The organism is Nocardia sp. GCM10030253 (assembly GCF_042675075.1).
GTDB lineage: Bacteria > Actinomycetota > Actinomycetes > Mycobacteriales > Mycobacteriaceae > Nocardia.
Genome location: NZ_JBHTDL010000004.1, coordinates 34,680 through 47,109, shown reverse-complemented (window position 1 = coordinate 47,109; position 12,430 = coordinate 34,680). Strand labels below are relative to the sequence as shown.

Here is a 12,430-nt window from a genome sequence, read left to right as displayed (position 1 = left end):
GTCGCGCTTGCGCGAGGCGCACCTCGCGCGGCCGCACCTCGAACCCAGGCTCGATCAGCCCGTCGCTCGGGTCGCACCGCCACGACGCTTATCGCCGGTCAGTCTTGGCCGTCGTCGTCGGCATTCACCGGAACGTTCGCTGTAGTTGGCGCTGCCGCCCGCCCCGGTCCCAACATCATTCGTTGTCGCCTCAGCTCCGTTGCCGCACTGGGGATCTACGTGCTACTCGCGTTTCCCATGGCACGAGCCAGCGGACGTGTGTTTCCTCTGGGTTTTCACGCCGGTCGGACATCGACGGCAAGAGCTATCCGCAAATCCGTTCTCGCCCACGCATTTCCGTGCTTTCATCTCATCTAGCATCGAGCTTCGGTTGTGCTCGTGGGTCTGCGGAAGGAAAGATGACCGAGCCCTTCGGGCCAGGCGCCGGCGGGGCAGCGGCTGCCGCTGCGCGAGAGATCGCCGGGCGGACGACGCGAGCGCTGACCGCCGGTGCATCCGGCACCAGCAGACGCTGGCATGACCTGGCGAACGGGACCCGGGAGTCTGCCGGGGTTTTGGTCCACGCCAACCACAGGAACGCGATACCTATCAATGCTGCCGGTCATGCTCTGATTCGCGATGATCAGGTCGTTGGGGGACGCACCGAAGCCGCGTATACAACGTGGCTGCAGGAACTGCAGGACCGGGGTGTCGACACCGACCGAGCGATGTCGGATCTGGGAACCGTATGGGACTATCTGCGTCACGACCCCAAGTGGACGTTCGATCCCGAACGAAATTACGGGGGCATCATCTTCTTCGGTAGCCGTGACATCGGCGGGTCGTCGGTGATCGCGAACCTGGTCCGCGACCGTGGCCTTGGCGATGTGCCCGTAGTGTTCTCCGGATACCGGGGCGAGGCAGCCAAGTTCCGACTGGCAGCAGAGAAGCTGAACCTCAATCCGAACCAGATCATCGAGGAACCCTTCGCCCAGAACACCGGCCAGAACGCGGTCTACTCGGTCCAGATGCTCAAGCAGCATGGCCGCGACGTCGGCTCCATGATCGGAGTGTGCGCTCCCTTCCACTCACGGCGCGTGTGGGGCACGCTCATGAAACAATGCCCAGGCGTCGAGCACGTCTCCATACCCGCCGCCGACGTCTCACTCGAGAACTACATGAAATACGGGAACCGCCCCGATGCCACAACAGCACCGCACCCGAAGTCGATCGTCGCCATCGCCATGGGCGAGATCAAACGCCTGGACGAATACCCCCGCGAAGGCCACATCGTCCAAGAAGACATCCCAAGCGATGTGCGCAACGCCTACGACAGACTGAGCGAGACGTTCCGCCCCGCCGAGCGCAGGTTCTGACGCGGTTTAGATCACCGTGTTCGGCGCGCCGGACTTCGCTACGAGACTCTTGGTCGTCGACCACAGTGTTTTCTGGTTTCGTTGGAGGAGAGGTTTCGCCGAAGGCGTCGACCGAGTGGGGCCGCTTCGACCCTGGCGAGTCGACAATGTCGCGACACGGGCCGGTCGAGTAGAGGTGTTCAGTCGAATGACACCGGTCCTGATGCAGCGCAAAGGAATTCGATGATCTGCACCAGCATTTCACGGTGGATGCTGTAGTTCAGCGACAGGTCGTCGCGGTGGAAGGTGCCGTCGTCGGGTTCGGCGGTCACGGTGCCGTCGGTGCGTAGGCGTTCGCCGTCGGCCAGGCGCGGGAGAATTTCCTGCTGGAGGAAGTTTGCGAGTGCCTCGACCTGGTGGTGGTCGAGCTCGGTGCCGCCGTTGTAGCGTGTCGGTTCCCAGTCGTCATCGGCGAATATCCCGGCCTCGGCGACGAGGGCGTGCAGTGGGCCCCAGGTCCAGGCGTTGACATTCAGGCTGCCGTTGGCCGAGGTGAGGCTGATGCTCATTTCCGGATGGTATCGGGGGTCGGGGGTGGAAGCGGACTAGCCTCGGCGGGGCGGGGGCAGATGCGGAGGAGGGCGTGGTGCTGCGACGGCTGTGGGCGGGTGCTGTGGGTGGTGCTGTCGGTGCGGTGCTGGTGTGGGGTGAGGTCGAACATTGGTGGGCGTCGCGGGCCGTGCTTGGGGAGCGTCGTTCGGGGGTGCCGGAATCGGAAGTGCTCGTTGTGCTCGGGTTTGCCAATCGCAGCGAGGATCGGGCAAATGCGCTCAATCGGTGGCGGGTCCGTGCCGCGCTTCGGTCGCTGGACGACCGGGTGCGCGACAATCGGCTGGTCTTTTCGGGAACGACGAGGCCTGGTGGGTCTGTTTCGGAGGCCGAGCTCATGGCGCGATATGCACGGGAACGTGGGGTGTCGAGCGATCGGATTCAGCTGGAGGACAGGTCTCGGACGACGTGGGAGAACATCCAGTACTCGATCCCGTTCATGGAGGACGCGGATTCGATCAAAATCGTGTCGAATCCCTTGCACGCGTTGCGTGGTCGCCTGTACCTGAGACGTCAGCGTCCGGATCTGGCGCGCAGGGTCAGGCGTGCCGCCGACTATCGGTTCGGCGAGAAGTCGTGGATAAAACCATTTTTCGCCGTATACGGCCTGTTGGACTTGGCTCGAACACGTAAGGACATGCGGATGCGCGATGCATAGGTGAAGTTGATTCGGAAGTGGCCGTACTGGGCGGGATAGATTGCCGCCCAGCATGGTTCGTCTATGAGCCGGTGGCCCGCTATCGACATTGCTATCGAATTCGATAGCCACACTCAGGAATTCAGGCTTACAGGTTCTTTCGACGCCTGCGCTACTTCGCCCGGGTGTTTCACGTCGCGTGTTGAGCCAAGCGCCGACGAACATCAAGGTGGCGCCGACTGCTTGGACCGCGGTGATGGATTCGCCGAGGAACAGCCATGCGCAGGAGAGGCCGAAGGCAGGGACCAGGAACATGGCGGTGGCCGCGGTGGTGGGGCCGACTTGGCTGACGGCGCGGTAGTAGAGGACGTAGGCAAGGGCCGTGGGTAGGACGCCGAGATAGGCCTGGTTGAGCCAGAATTCGAGCTTCAGCTCGGACCAGTGCACCGCTGCCAGGTCGGGTGTGGCGATCAGGCCGAGGGCCACGGTGCCCGCGGCGGTGGCGTAGACGGTGACGGTCGGCGCTGCGATCCGGGACAGCAGCGGTGCGCCGAGCATGGTGTAGCTCGCCCAGCATGCGGCCGCGGCGAGGAAGACCAGGTCGCCGAGCAGCCGGTTGCTGCCGGTGGCCGGGATGCCGAGGAAGAAGACAATCGCACCGGCGACGGCGGTGGTGAGGCCGATGATGCGCGGACCGGACGGCCGAATGCGGCCGCGCACTGCCGTCACCACGACCGTGAAAATCGGTGCGGCCATGGGCACGATCACGCTGCCGTCGGCGGCGGGCGCGAGCGAGAGACCGAGGAAGAACAGGAAGTTGTAGCCGAAGACGCCGACCAGGCCGACGCCGGCGGCGCGTGTGGTGTCGGCGGCGGGTAGCCGGGGCAACCGCAGCACAACGAGCAGCGCCACCGTGCCGATCAGGAACCGGAGGAACCCGGCCACCTCGTGCGGCACCTCCTGCACAGCAAGTTTCGATGAGGCGAATGCGCTGCCCCACAACGCCATGACCAGCACTAACAACAGTCGGATACGCACCGACCCATACTCGGTCCGCGCCACACCCGTTGTATTGAACGCTGGTGCGGACACCGGGCCCACCGGCATGCCGCCGGTGCGAGGACAATGGATCCGTGAGCGAGCGCGAATGGGTCGACTACCACCGGATGCCGGATCGGCCGGTGGAAGTGATGCACGCGCACTTCGACCGGCATGTCTACCACCCGCACGCCCACGAAACGTATTCGTTCGGGCTCACCGAGTTCGGTGCGCAGACCTTTGCCTGTCGCGGCGCTACCCGCACCAGCGCGGCGGGCATGGTGATGGCCTTCAATCCCGATGAGCCGCATGACGGCCACAGTCACGACGAGCTGGGTTTTACCTACTGGATCGCGCACATCGGATCGGAACTGATCACCGACCTGCTGTCGGATCGGGCAGGTCGCCCGAGCGGTCTGCCGCTGTTCGCCGATCCGGTGCTCTCGGCCGCACTACAGCGGCTCTGCCTGAGCCTGACCGGCCCGGCCACGGAACTGGCGGCGGACGAGGCGCTGGCCGCTACGGTCGCGGCCTTGGTGCAGCGCGGCACACGCGCTGTGCCGCAGCGACTTTCGACGCCACAGGGCGGCGTCACGGCCGAGATCGCCCGGCAGGTGCGGCTGGTGCTCGACGATCGCTACCTCGAGTCGCTGTCGATGGACGATCTGGTGGAGGCAACCGGAAGTGGCAGGTTCGTGCTCTATCGCGCTTTCCGATCGGCCTACGGCCTGGCGCCGAGCGACTATCAGCGGCTGTTGCGGTTACGTGCCGCACGCAGACTCATCGCCGCGGGTCGCCCGGTCGGCACGGCCGCCGTCGAGGCTGGGTTCGCCGATCAAGCACACTTGACCCGCTGGTTCCGCCGCTGCTACGGCATCACCCCCGGGGTCTACCTCAACGCCGCGTAGTCAGTCCCACGATCGGCTCGCGCGAAGGCGAGGCCACCGCCGGATGGACACTGCCGACAGTGCTGCGCTTGGCCAGAGCGAAGGCGAGGCCGCCGCTCATCGGGCGCGGGTGGACACCGTCCGTCCGCAGTCCTGCGCTGGGACGGGCGCAGGCGAGTCCACCACCTACCTGGCGCTAGGCGGCCGCGGCCAAGGATTGTCTTCGACGTGTTCGATGGACTCGTTGAAGCGGGCGATCAGGGTGCCGAGCTGCTCGACATCGGCGTCGGTCCAGTCGGCCACCACGGAGCCGATGCCCTCGTGGCTGTGGGCCCGATCGGCCGCGACCAGTTCCATGCCCTTGGCGCTGGCCTGGATCTTGCGCGCGATCCCGCCGTCCGGATCGGGCACCCGTTCCACCAGATCCTGCTTGAGCATGGCGCCGACCTGTCGGTTGATCGTGGAGATGTCCAGTTGGAATGCCTCCGACAGCTCGCGCAGGCTGAGCGGGGAGTCGATCTCCAGCCTGCTCAGGATGAGATAGGCCGAGCGGTCGAGCTGGAATCCGGGGCGGCGCAATAGGGATGCGGGGAAGTGCCGGGAGAGCAGGGTCAGCTCGAAGACGAGGCGCGAGAGCGCGGCGCTTTCCTCGGGACCTGATGCTGGCATGGGACCACACTATGTCGTCTGAATCACCGTCATAGCAAATTGTGCACGATACACATGATGTGTAGCGTGCACATTTGTGACTGTTGCTGCCGACGCGTCTACGTCCGACTCTGGTACCGACGACCGACGCAGACCCGCGCCGGCCCTACTCATCGCGACCCTCGGCACGGTCGGTGTCGTCGTCTCGCTCATGCAGACGCTGGTTATCCCGATCATTCCCACCCTGCCCACGCTGCTGAACACCTCGGCGTCCAATGCGTCCTGGGTGATCACCGCGACTCTGCTCGCGGGCGCCGTGGCGACCCCGATCAGCGGCAGGCTCGGCGATATGTTCGGCAAGCGCCGGGTGTTGTTCGCCAACATCCTGTTGCTGGTGGCCGGTTCGGTGGTCTGCGCGCTGTTCTCCTCGCTCGTTCCCGAGATTATCGGCCGCTCGCTGCAGGGCGCCGCCGTTGGTGCGATCCCGCTCGGCATCAGCATCATGCGTGACGAACTGCCCGCCGAGAAGGTGGGTTCGGCGATGGCGATCATGAGCGCCACGCTCGGCGTCGGCGGTGCCCTCGGGCTGCCGCTGGCGGCGGCGATAGCGCAGAACGCCGACTGGCACATGCTGTTCTGGACCGCGGCAGGTCTCGGTCTCGTCTGTGCCGCACTGGTTTTCGCCTTCGTTCCCGAGTCGCCGGTGCGCACCCCGGCGCGCTTCGATTTCGGTGGTGCGGTAGGTCTTTCGATCGCCCTGCTTGCCTTGCTGATCGCGATCACCAAGGGTGCGGACTGGGGCTGGGCCAGCGCGAGCATCCTCACCCTGTTCGCGATCGCGCTCGTGGTGTTCCTCGGCTGGGGCGCCTTCGAGCTGCGGCAGCGTTCGCCGCTGGTCGATCTGCGGGTCTCGGCACGGCCACGGGTGCTGTTCACCAACTTCGCCTCAATCGCGGTCGGCTTCGCCCTCTACGGCATGTCGCTGACCTTCCCGCAGCTGCTGATGGCGCCCGAGCAGACCGGCTACGGGTTCGGCTTGTCCATGGTCAATGCCGGATTGGCGCTCGCCCCAACCGGATTCGTGATGATCCTGCTTTCGCCGGTGTCGGCGCGGCTGTCGGCGGCCCGTGGGCCGAAGATCACGCTCGCGCTCGGTTCCGCGGTGATCGCGGCGGGCTACCTGTGCGCCGTGGTGCTGATGAACAGCGTCTGGGAGATCATGGTCGCGGCGATGATCGTCGCCGCCGGTGTCGGCCTGGCCTACGCCGCAATGCCCGCGCTGATCATGGGTGCGGTCCCGATCACCGAGACCGCCGCGGCCAACGGCCTCAACTCGCTGATGCGCTCGATCGGCACGTCCACCTCATCGGCAGTGATGAGCGTGGTGCTCGCGCACATGACGATGCAGCTGGGCCCACACGTGCTGCCCTCGCGCGACGGCTTCCACACCACCTTCCTCATCGCCACGGCGGCAGCGCTCGTCGCGATCGTGCTGACGGTCTGCATTCCGATGCGCAAAGCGCCGGATGCCGCGGACAAGGCCGGGCACGCCTGATCATCGGGCCATCGCGCTCGAACGGCCACGGGGCCGATCCTCAACGGCGAGGATCGGCCCCGTTGTCGTTGGTCGAGTGGCACGTGTGGTGCGGCCTATATTCCGGGCCGTGGGCCTGCCAGGGCGTCCGATAGCGCTACGGTGCCGATTCCACCGAGGCGGTGTAGCGGCGGGCCAGCGTGCGCAGATGCGCGACCAGCTCCGGTGGGCTGTCGACGCGGAAGTCCATCATCAACATGCTGAGGTAGATGGCGATGGTTTCCAGCGCGTCCGCGCCGGTCAGCAGCGTGCAGGTGTCCGCGTCGACGGCCTCCACCACGCCGACGGCGGGATTGATGCGGGCGATCACCGTCTCGGCGGGCGCGAGCACCGTGACGCGGGCGTGCACCTTCCAGCCGGTGCTGGCGATATGGCGCATGACGAACGCGATCAGGTCCGCGTCGGGCAGTGCGCGCGGACCGAAGCGGCGGGTGCCCGCGGTCGCCTCGTGTACCTGTGCGACGGGAATCGCACGCCAGGAATGGGTTTCGAGGTCATAGGCGACCAGGTACCAGCGCCGCTGCCAGTTGATCAGCCGGTACGGCTCGACTTCTGTTGTGCCGCCGTCGACCTCGATCGACACTGTGATGGTGTCCCGAATCGCGCCCGCGAGGGAGGTCAGCACCGCGGCGGGCACCGGGGCGTCCGGCTCGCGCGAGCCGGTGGTCGCCGGTCCGATTGCGGTGGCGTTGCGCAACGCTATTACTTTGCGCTGCAACCGCTTCGGGAGGATCTGTTCCAGCTTCGCCAAAGCGCGCGAGACATGGTCGGTGATGTCGGCGATGCCGGTGGAGCCGTCCTCGGCGAGGCCGATCGCGACGGCGACCGCCACCGCCTCGTCGTCATCGAGCAGCAGTGGCGGCATCGTCGAACCGCGGCCGAGTCGGTAGCCGCCGATGGCGCCGCGTTCGGCGTGCACGGGATAGCCGAGTTCGCGCAGTCGCTGGATGTCGTTGCGCAGGGTGCGGTCGGTGATGTCGAGCCGTTCGGCCAGCTCCCGGCCGGTGTGCGCGCGATCCTGCAACAGCGAGAGCAAACGCAGGACGCGGGTTGTGGTGGGCGCCACATTCACCTCCGAAATTATTAGGAACGAATCCAGCCTAATGGCCCCATAGGCTTAGGTCACAACCGAGAAGCGCTACGAAAGGCCCATCATGAACCTCACCACCGCCGCCGACGCCACCGCGACCCTTCGCCCCGTGTGGCGCGACGTGCTCTCGACCTCCTACTCGGCGCTGGAAAATGCCGTCGCCGGCATCGGCGACGAGCAGTGGAAGCTGCCGACCCCGTGCTCGGAATGGGATGTCACGCAGGTGATCCAGCACGCCGCGGGTGACCAGCTCGCCTTCGCCGAGGCGCTCGGTGTCGGCGTCGGACCCGCATACAACCCCTTCGATCCCTCCGGCGCCATCGACGGCTCGGCCACCGCGCTGGTGCGCGACGCGATCGAGCAGACCGCCGCCGCGTGGGCGACCGTCACCGATGACACCGAGTCCGTCCCGACCCCGCTGCCGCACGGCGCGCTGGCGACCCCGGTCGCCGCGGTCATGTGCGCGCTGGATGCCGCCGTGCATGCCTGGGACATCGCGATCGCGACCGGTCAGCCGTCGCCGCTCACCGACGAACTGGCGGGCTACCTGCTCACCGCGGCACGTACCGCGCACCCCGCGCCGGGCAGCGGCGTTGAGGCGGAAATCGTTGAGCCGCTGCGTCAGTGGGGTGCGTATGCCGCGGTGGTCGACGCTGAGTCGGGCGATACCACGGTCGCCGCGCTGCTGCGCTACCTCGGCCGCGACCCGCGCGCCTGAATCGGGTGTCGGCGGGTGCGTTTCGACGCACCCGCACCTCGGCGGAAGCTACGCTCCGATTCAGCAGTACGACTGCAGGCATCGTCCGTCACTCAGCTCGCCTTGGTTCGGTTCCGGATCAGCGGGCGGTGACGAATCCCTGGGCGACCATCCAGTCCCTTGCGACCTCTGCGGGCTCGCGCCCGTTCACATCGACCTGGCGGTTCAGTTCGGTGATGGCATCGTTGGTCAGTAGTTTCGAGATGGGCGCCATGATTTCGGCGACCTGCGGGTGTGCGTCGGCGAAGGACTTACGCATCACCAGTGCCGCATTGTATTTCGGGAAGAAGCCGAGGTCGTCCTTCAGCAGCACGAGGTCGAGGGCGGGGATGCGGCCGTCGGTGGCGGCGACGGAGCCGAACCGGCACTGCTTGCTGTCGGCGGTGGCCTGATACACCAGGGCGTCCTGCACGATCTGTTTGTGGACCTTGCCGGTGTCGATGCCGTACTTGCGGGCCAATCCGGGGAATCCGTCCTGGCGCACATTGAATTCGGTGCCCACACAGGTGGCCGCGGCGGCGGGATCGGTGTTGATGAGCCTGGCGTAGTCCGACAGTGTCGTCACGCCGGTCTGCTGGGCGGTCTGGGTGCTCATCACCAGCGCGTAGGTGTTGTTCATCGGCGCCATCGCCGTCCACACGATGTTGTGCGCGGCCAGGTCGGCGTCGCGGACCGCCTCGAACTGTCCGATCTCGTCCGGGATCGGGGTCTCGTTGCCGAGGTAGTTGATCCAGCCGGTGCCGGTGTATTCGTAGGAGAGATCGATCTGCCCGTGCAGTTGGGCATCGCGAACACTGTTGGAGCCCTGGATATTCGTCAGATCCCGCACCCGCGCCCCGGCCGCGGACAAGGCGAACTCGATGAGGTAACCGAGGATGTTCTGTTCGGTGAAGTCCTTGGATCCGACGGTGATCGACACCCCGTCGAGTTCGGGCACCGGACGAATACTGCCTGGACCGACCTGGAGCGGCACCGCGCCGCCGGATTGCAGGCCGCAGGCGGCGATCAGCGTGAGTACCGCCGCGGCGGCCGATGCCGCGGCGCGCCGGCGCCACCCTTCGAACCGCCTGGTCACTTCAAACCCCTTGGTCCGAGGAACTGTTCGGCCAGCGCGCCGAGCCAGTCGACCAGCAGCGCGAGCGCGACGGCGAGGAAGGCTCCGACGACCAGCGTCACGTTGTCGCGCAGTTTGTAGCCGGTGTCGATCAGGATCCCGAGACCGCCGGCGCTCACCAGGAACGACAGTGTCGCGGTGCCCACGGCCAATACCAGCGAGGTGCGCAGCCCGGCGAGAATGTAGGGCACCGCGAGTGGAAACTCGATGCGCCGCAATACCGTCAGCGCCGACATACCCTGCCCGCGGCCCGCGTCCAGGAGGGTTCGATCCACCTGCTGGTAGCCGAGGATCGTATTACGCAGCACCGGAAGCAGCGAATAGAAGGCGATCGGCGCGACGCCGATCCAGAATCCGGTGGTGCGGGTGGCGAGGTAGCACAGCACGATCAGCCCGATCGCCGGTGCGGCAGCGCCGATATTGGCGATGCCGACGAAAATCGGTGCCAGGCGCCGATATCCGGGTCGGGTGAGCAGTGTGCCGAGCGGCACCGCCACCACGACGACGATCACCACGACCGTCGCGGTGATGAGTACGTGCTGCCAGGTGAGGGTCGCGATATTGCTTACGCTGATGCTTGCCTGCTGGGTGGCGGTGAGGTCGCGTCGAAATGCCCACACCAGCACCCCGGCGGTGAGTGCGAGGACGAGCACCGGTTGGACGAGCAGTCGAATGCGTTCCGCGCGACGCTCTGTTGCCGGCGAGTGTCCTGCCTTCACGACCGTTGCCGAGGCCGCTGCGGACTGCGTGGCCGGGGTCATGTCACCTCGTCCGTATCGGCGGTGCTGTGCGTAGCGCGCAACGCCGACAGATGCTCGACGAGTGTGTCGATCGTGATCAGTCCGGCGTACTCACCGCGACGTCCGGTGACGACCGCGGTCGCCGTCTGCTCGGCCAGCAGTGATTCCAGCGCCTCTTGCAATGTCGACTGCAGCGACAGCGGCGCACCGACCGGAGATCCGGTGTCGCGCAACGCCGTAGCGTGCGCAAGGTGCTCGGCCGACACCCAACGCAGCGGACGCTGATGGTTGTCCAGAACCAGCGCCCACGGCCACTCCCGGCCCGCGAGCGCGGTGCGCAAGGCATCGACCGAATCGTTCTCGGCCGCGGTCGGGCACTGTCCCAGGGAAACATCTCGGACCCGGGTGAGGGTGAGCTGCTTGAGCGAGGCATCCGCGCCGACGAAACCGGCGACGGTCTCGTCCGCGGGATCGGCCAGGATCGCCGCAGGCGTGTCGTATTGCAGAATTCGGGATCTGTTGCCCAGCACCGCGATTCGGTCGCCGAGCTTGACCGCTTCGTTGAAATCGTGGGTGACGAAGACGATGGTCTTGCCGAGCTCGGCCTGCAGCCGCAGCAGCTCGTCCTGTAGCAGGCCGCGGGTGATCGGATCGACAGCGCCGAACGGCTCGTCCATCAGCAGCACCGGCGGATCGGCCGCCAGCGCGCGGGCCACGCCGACGCGCTGCTGCTGGCCGCCCGAGAGCTGCCTGGGGTAGCGGTGGCGGTAGGTGTCGGGCGCCAGGCCGACCAGGTCGAGCATTTCGTCGGTGCGGGCGGCGATCTTCTTGCGATCCCAGCCGATCAGGCCGGGGACGGTCGCGATGTTCTTCGCCACCGTCATGTGCGGAAACAGTCCGGCCTGCTGAATCGAGTAGCCGATACCGCGCCGCAGCCGGTCGGGATCGACGGCCGAAACGTCACGCCCGCCGATGGTGATCGTGCCGGAGGTCGGCTCGATGAGACGGTTGATCATGCGCATGGTGGTCGTCTTGCCGCAGCCGGAAGGCCCGACCAGGACGACGATCTCGCCGGCGGGGATGGTCAACGAGACCTGCTCGACGGACGGATCGTGTTGTCCGGAATAGCGTTTGGTGACCGAGTCGAGCACGATCTCGACGCCGGATACCGCTGACTCCGCGGTGTCGCTTCGGGTTTCGGTGTCAGTCACGAATTCCCCTAGAGGTGGTGAGACGGCCGATGATGACGAAGATCCCATCGAGAATCAACGCCAATACGACGATGAGGATCGTGCCGACCAAGGCCTGCGGCACGGCATTCGGACTGCCGAGCCTGGCCAGGCCGGAGAAGATCAGATTGCCGAGTCCAGGACCCTTCGCATAGGCGGCGATCGCGAGAATGCCCATGATCATCTGGGTGCTGACCCGGATGCCGGTCAGGATCGACGGCCAGGCCAGTGGGAGTTCGATGCGTGCGAGTACCCGCAGCCGATTCATCCCGACACCGCGCGCGGCATCGACGATCGCGGGATCCACCGAGGCCAGGCCGATGATGGTGTTCCGGAGAATGGGCAGCAGCGCGTAGAGCACCAGCGCGGTGATCGTCGGTCCGACGCCGAGGCCGAGGAACGGAATCAGCAAGCCGAGCAGCGCGAACGACGGAACGGTCAGGATGGCGCTCGCCGTCGCGGTCGCCACCGAAGAACCCAGCGGGCTGCGATAGACCAGCGCGCCGATCACCACCGCCACGACCGTGGCAAGCAGCACCGACTGGACAACCGCCGAAACATGCAGATAGGAATCGGTGAGCAACTGCGCCCGTCGGTTCACCACGAACGTCCACAACGTGTCCAGGTCGCACCTCCCCATCGCCCGGTGTCCTGGGAGACTATCTCGATAGTCGCTCGGCTGGATAGGATTCCGTGCGGCGCAGTGTGTCCGCCCGGTGTTGCTGGGAGCCGACGGATCCTCGCAGGGAGTGC

The 12,430-nt window shown here is 66.3% G+C and carries 12 protein-coding genes and 1 pseudogene; 5 read left to right on the top strand and 8 right to left on the bottom strand.

The annotated features are described in order from the left end of the window. The first annotated feature begins 707 nt into the window (after nt 1–707). Entirely contained in the window at nt 708–1,355 is a 648-nt protein-coding gene (locus ACFQZZ_RS04245) for a YdcF family protein (RefSeq protein WP_378674212.1), read from the top strand. Between the two features lie 179 nt (nt 1,356–1,534). Here the strand turns inward: ACFQZZ_RS04245 and ACFQZZ_RS04240 are convergent, their stop codons facing one another. Further along, nucleotides 1,535–1,903 (bottom strand): hypothetical protein, encoded by a 369-nt coding sequence (locus ACFQZZ_RS04240; RefSeq protein WP_378674209.1) that lies wholly within the window; start codon nt 1,901–1,903, stop codon nt 1,535–1,537. 74 nt (nt 1,904–1,977) lie between these two features. Between ACFQZZ_RS04240 and ACFQZZ_RS04235 the strand changes: the two genes are divergently transcribed. Continuing rightward, nucleotides 1,978–2,601, top strand: a complete 624-nt coding sequence (locus ACFQZZ_RS04235; protein WP_378676348.1) for a YdcF family protein — start codon at nt 1,978–1,980, stop codon at nt 2,599–2,601. Between the two features lie 192 nt (nt 2,602–2,793). Here ACFQZZ_RS04235 and ACFQZZ_RS04230 read toward each other — a convergent pair. Beyond that, nucleotides 2,794–3,687, bottom strand: a pseudogene (locus ACFQZZ_RS04230) (DMT family transporter); the annotation flags it as partial. Between the two features lie 26 nt (nt 3,688–3,713). On the opposite strand from ACFQZZ_RS04230, the gene ACFQZZ_RS04225 reads away from it, so the two are divergent. Continuing rightward, nucleotides 3,714–4,526 (top strand): AraC family ligand binding domain-containing protein, encoded by an 813-nt coding sequence (locus ACFQZZ_RS04225; protein ID WP_378674206.1) that lies wholly within the window; start codon nt 3,714–3,716, stop codon nt 4,524–4,526. Nucleotides 4,527–4,691: 165 nt separating this feature from the next. On the opposite strand, the gene ACFQZZ_RS04220 is transcribed toward ACFQZZ_RS04225, so the two are convergent. Further along, nucleotides 4,692–5,174 (bottom strand): MarR family winged helix-turn-helix transcriptional regulator, encoded by a 483-nt coding sequence (locus ACFQZZ_RS04220; RefSeq protein ID WP_378674203.1) that lies wholly within the window; start codon nt 5,172–5,174, stop codon nt 4,692–4,694. A gap of 76 nt (nt 5,175–5,250) precedes the next feature. Here ACFQZZ_RS04220 and ACFQZZ_RS04215 point away from each other — a divergent pair, with 76 nt between their 5' ends. Beyond that, nucleotides 5,251–6,708 (top strand): MFS transporter, encoded by a 1,458-nt coding sequence (locus tag ACFQZZ_RS04215; protein WP_378674200.1) that lies wholly within the window; start codon nt 5,251–5,253, stop codon nt 6,706–6,708. A 136-nt stretch (nt 6,709–6,844) separates the two neighbouring features. On the opposite strand, the gene ACFQZZ_RS04210 is transcribed toward ACFQZZ_RS04215, so the two are convergent. Further along, the gene (locus tag ACFQZZ_RS04210) at nt 6,845–7,813 is read right to left on the bottom strand and encodes a helix-turn-helix transcriptional regulator (RefSeq protein ID WP_378676345.1); all 969 of its coding nucleotides are present in this window, start codon (nt 7,811–7,813) and stop codon (nt 6,845–6,847) included. Nucleotides 7,814–7,901: 88 nt separating this feature from the next. Between ACFQZZ_RS04210 and ACFQZZ_RS04205 the strand changes: the two genes are divergently transcribed. Continuing rightward, nucleotides 7,902–8,555, top strand: coding sequence for a TIGR03086 family metal-binding protein (locus ACFQZZ_RS04205; protein WP_378674197.1), 654 nt, complete (start codon nt 7,902–7,904; stop codon nt 8,553–8,555). 118 nt (nt 8,556–8,673) lie between these two features. On the opposite strand, the gene ACFQZZ_RS04200 is transcribed toward ACFQZZ_RS04205, so the two are convergent. From ACFQZZ_RS04200 to ACFQZZ_RS04185, 4 genes are read right to left on the bottom strand one after another with little or no spacing between them, the layout of a single operon-like run. After that, on the bottom strand, nt 8,674–9,669 hold the full coding sequence (locus ACFQZZ_RS04200) for a glycine betaine ABC transporter substrate-binding protein (RefSeq protein WP_378674194.1): 996 nt from the start codon (nt 9,667–9,669) through the stop codon (nt 8,674–8,676). Continuing rightward, nucleotides 9,666–10,469, bottom strand: a complete 804-nt coding sequence (locus tag ACFQZZ_RS04195) for an ABC transporter permease (RefSeq protein ID WP_378674191.1) — start codon at nt 10,467–10,469, stop codon at nt 9,666–9,668. The genes ACFQZZ_RS04200 and ACFQZZ_RS04195 overlap by 4 nt, the downstream gene beginning before the upstream one ends. Further along, nucleotides 10,466–11,659, bottom strand: a complete 1,194-nt coding sequence (locus ACFQZZ_RS04190; RefSeq protein ID WP_378674188.1) for an ABC transporter ATP-binding protein — start codon at nt 11,657–11,659, stop codon at nt 10,466–10,468. Before ACFQZZ_RS04190 ends, ACFQZZ_RS04195 begins: the two co-directional genes overlap by 4 nt. Beyond that, nucleotides 11,652–12,317: an ABC transporter permease gene (locus tag ACFQZZ_RS04185; protein ID WP_378674185.1), complete on the bottom strand. Its 666-nt coding sequence runs from the start codon at nt 12,315–12,317 to the stop codon at nt 11,652–11,654. Before ACFQZZ_RS04185 ends, ACFQZZ_RS04190 begins: the two co-directional genes overlap by 8 nt. Between the last annotated feature and the right edge of the window lie 113 nt (nt 12,318–12,430).

Coding starts and splice junctions, on each gene's coding strand:
- ACFQZZ_RS04245 (WP_378674212.1), top strand. CDS start 708: ATGTCGGATCTGGGAACCGTATGGGACTATCTGCGTCACGACCCCAAG.
- ACFQZZ_RS04240 (WP_378674209.1), bottom strand. CDS start 1,903: ATGAGCATCAGCCTCACCTCGGCCAACGGCAGCCTGAATGTCAACGCC.
- ACFQZZ_RS04220 (WP_378674203.1), bottom strand. CDS start 5,174: ATGCCAGCATCAGGTCCCGAGGAAAGCGCCGCGCTCTCGCGCCTCGTC.
- ACFQZZ_RS04205 (WP_378674197.1), top strand. CDS start 7,902: ATGAACCTCACCACCGCCGCCGACGCCACCGCGACCCTTCGCCCCGTG.
- ACFQZZ_RS04195 (WP_378674191.1), bottom strand. CDS start 10,469: ATGACCCCGGCCACGCAGTCCGCAGCGGCCTCGGCAACGGTCGTGAAG.
- ACFQZZ_RS04185 (WP_378674185.1), bottom strand. CDS start 12,317: ATGGGGAGGTGCGACCTGGACACGTTGTGGACGTTCGTGGTGAACCGA.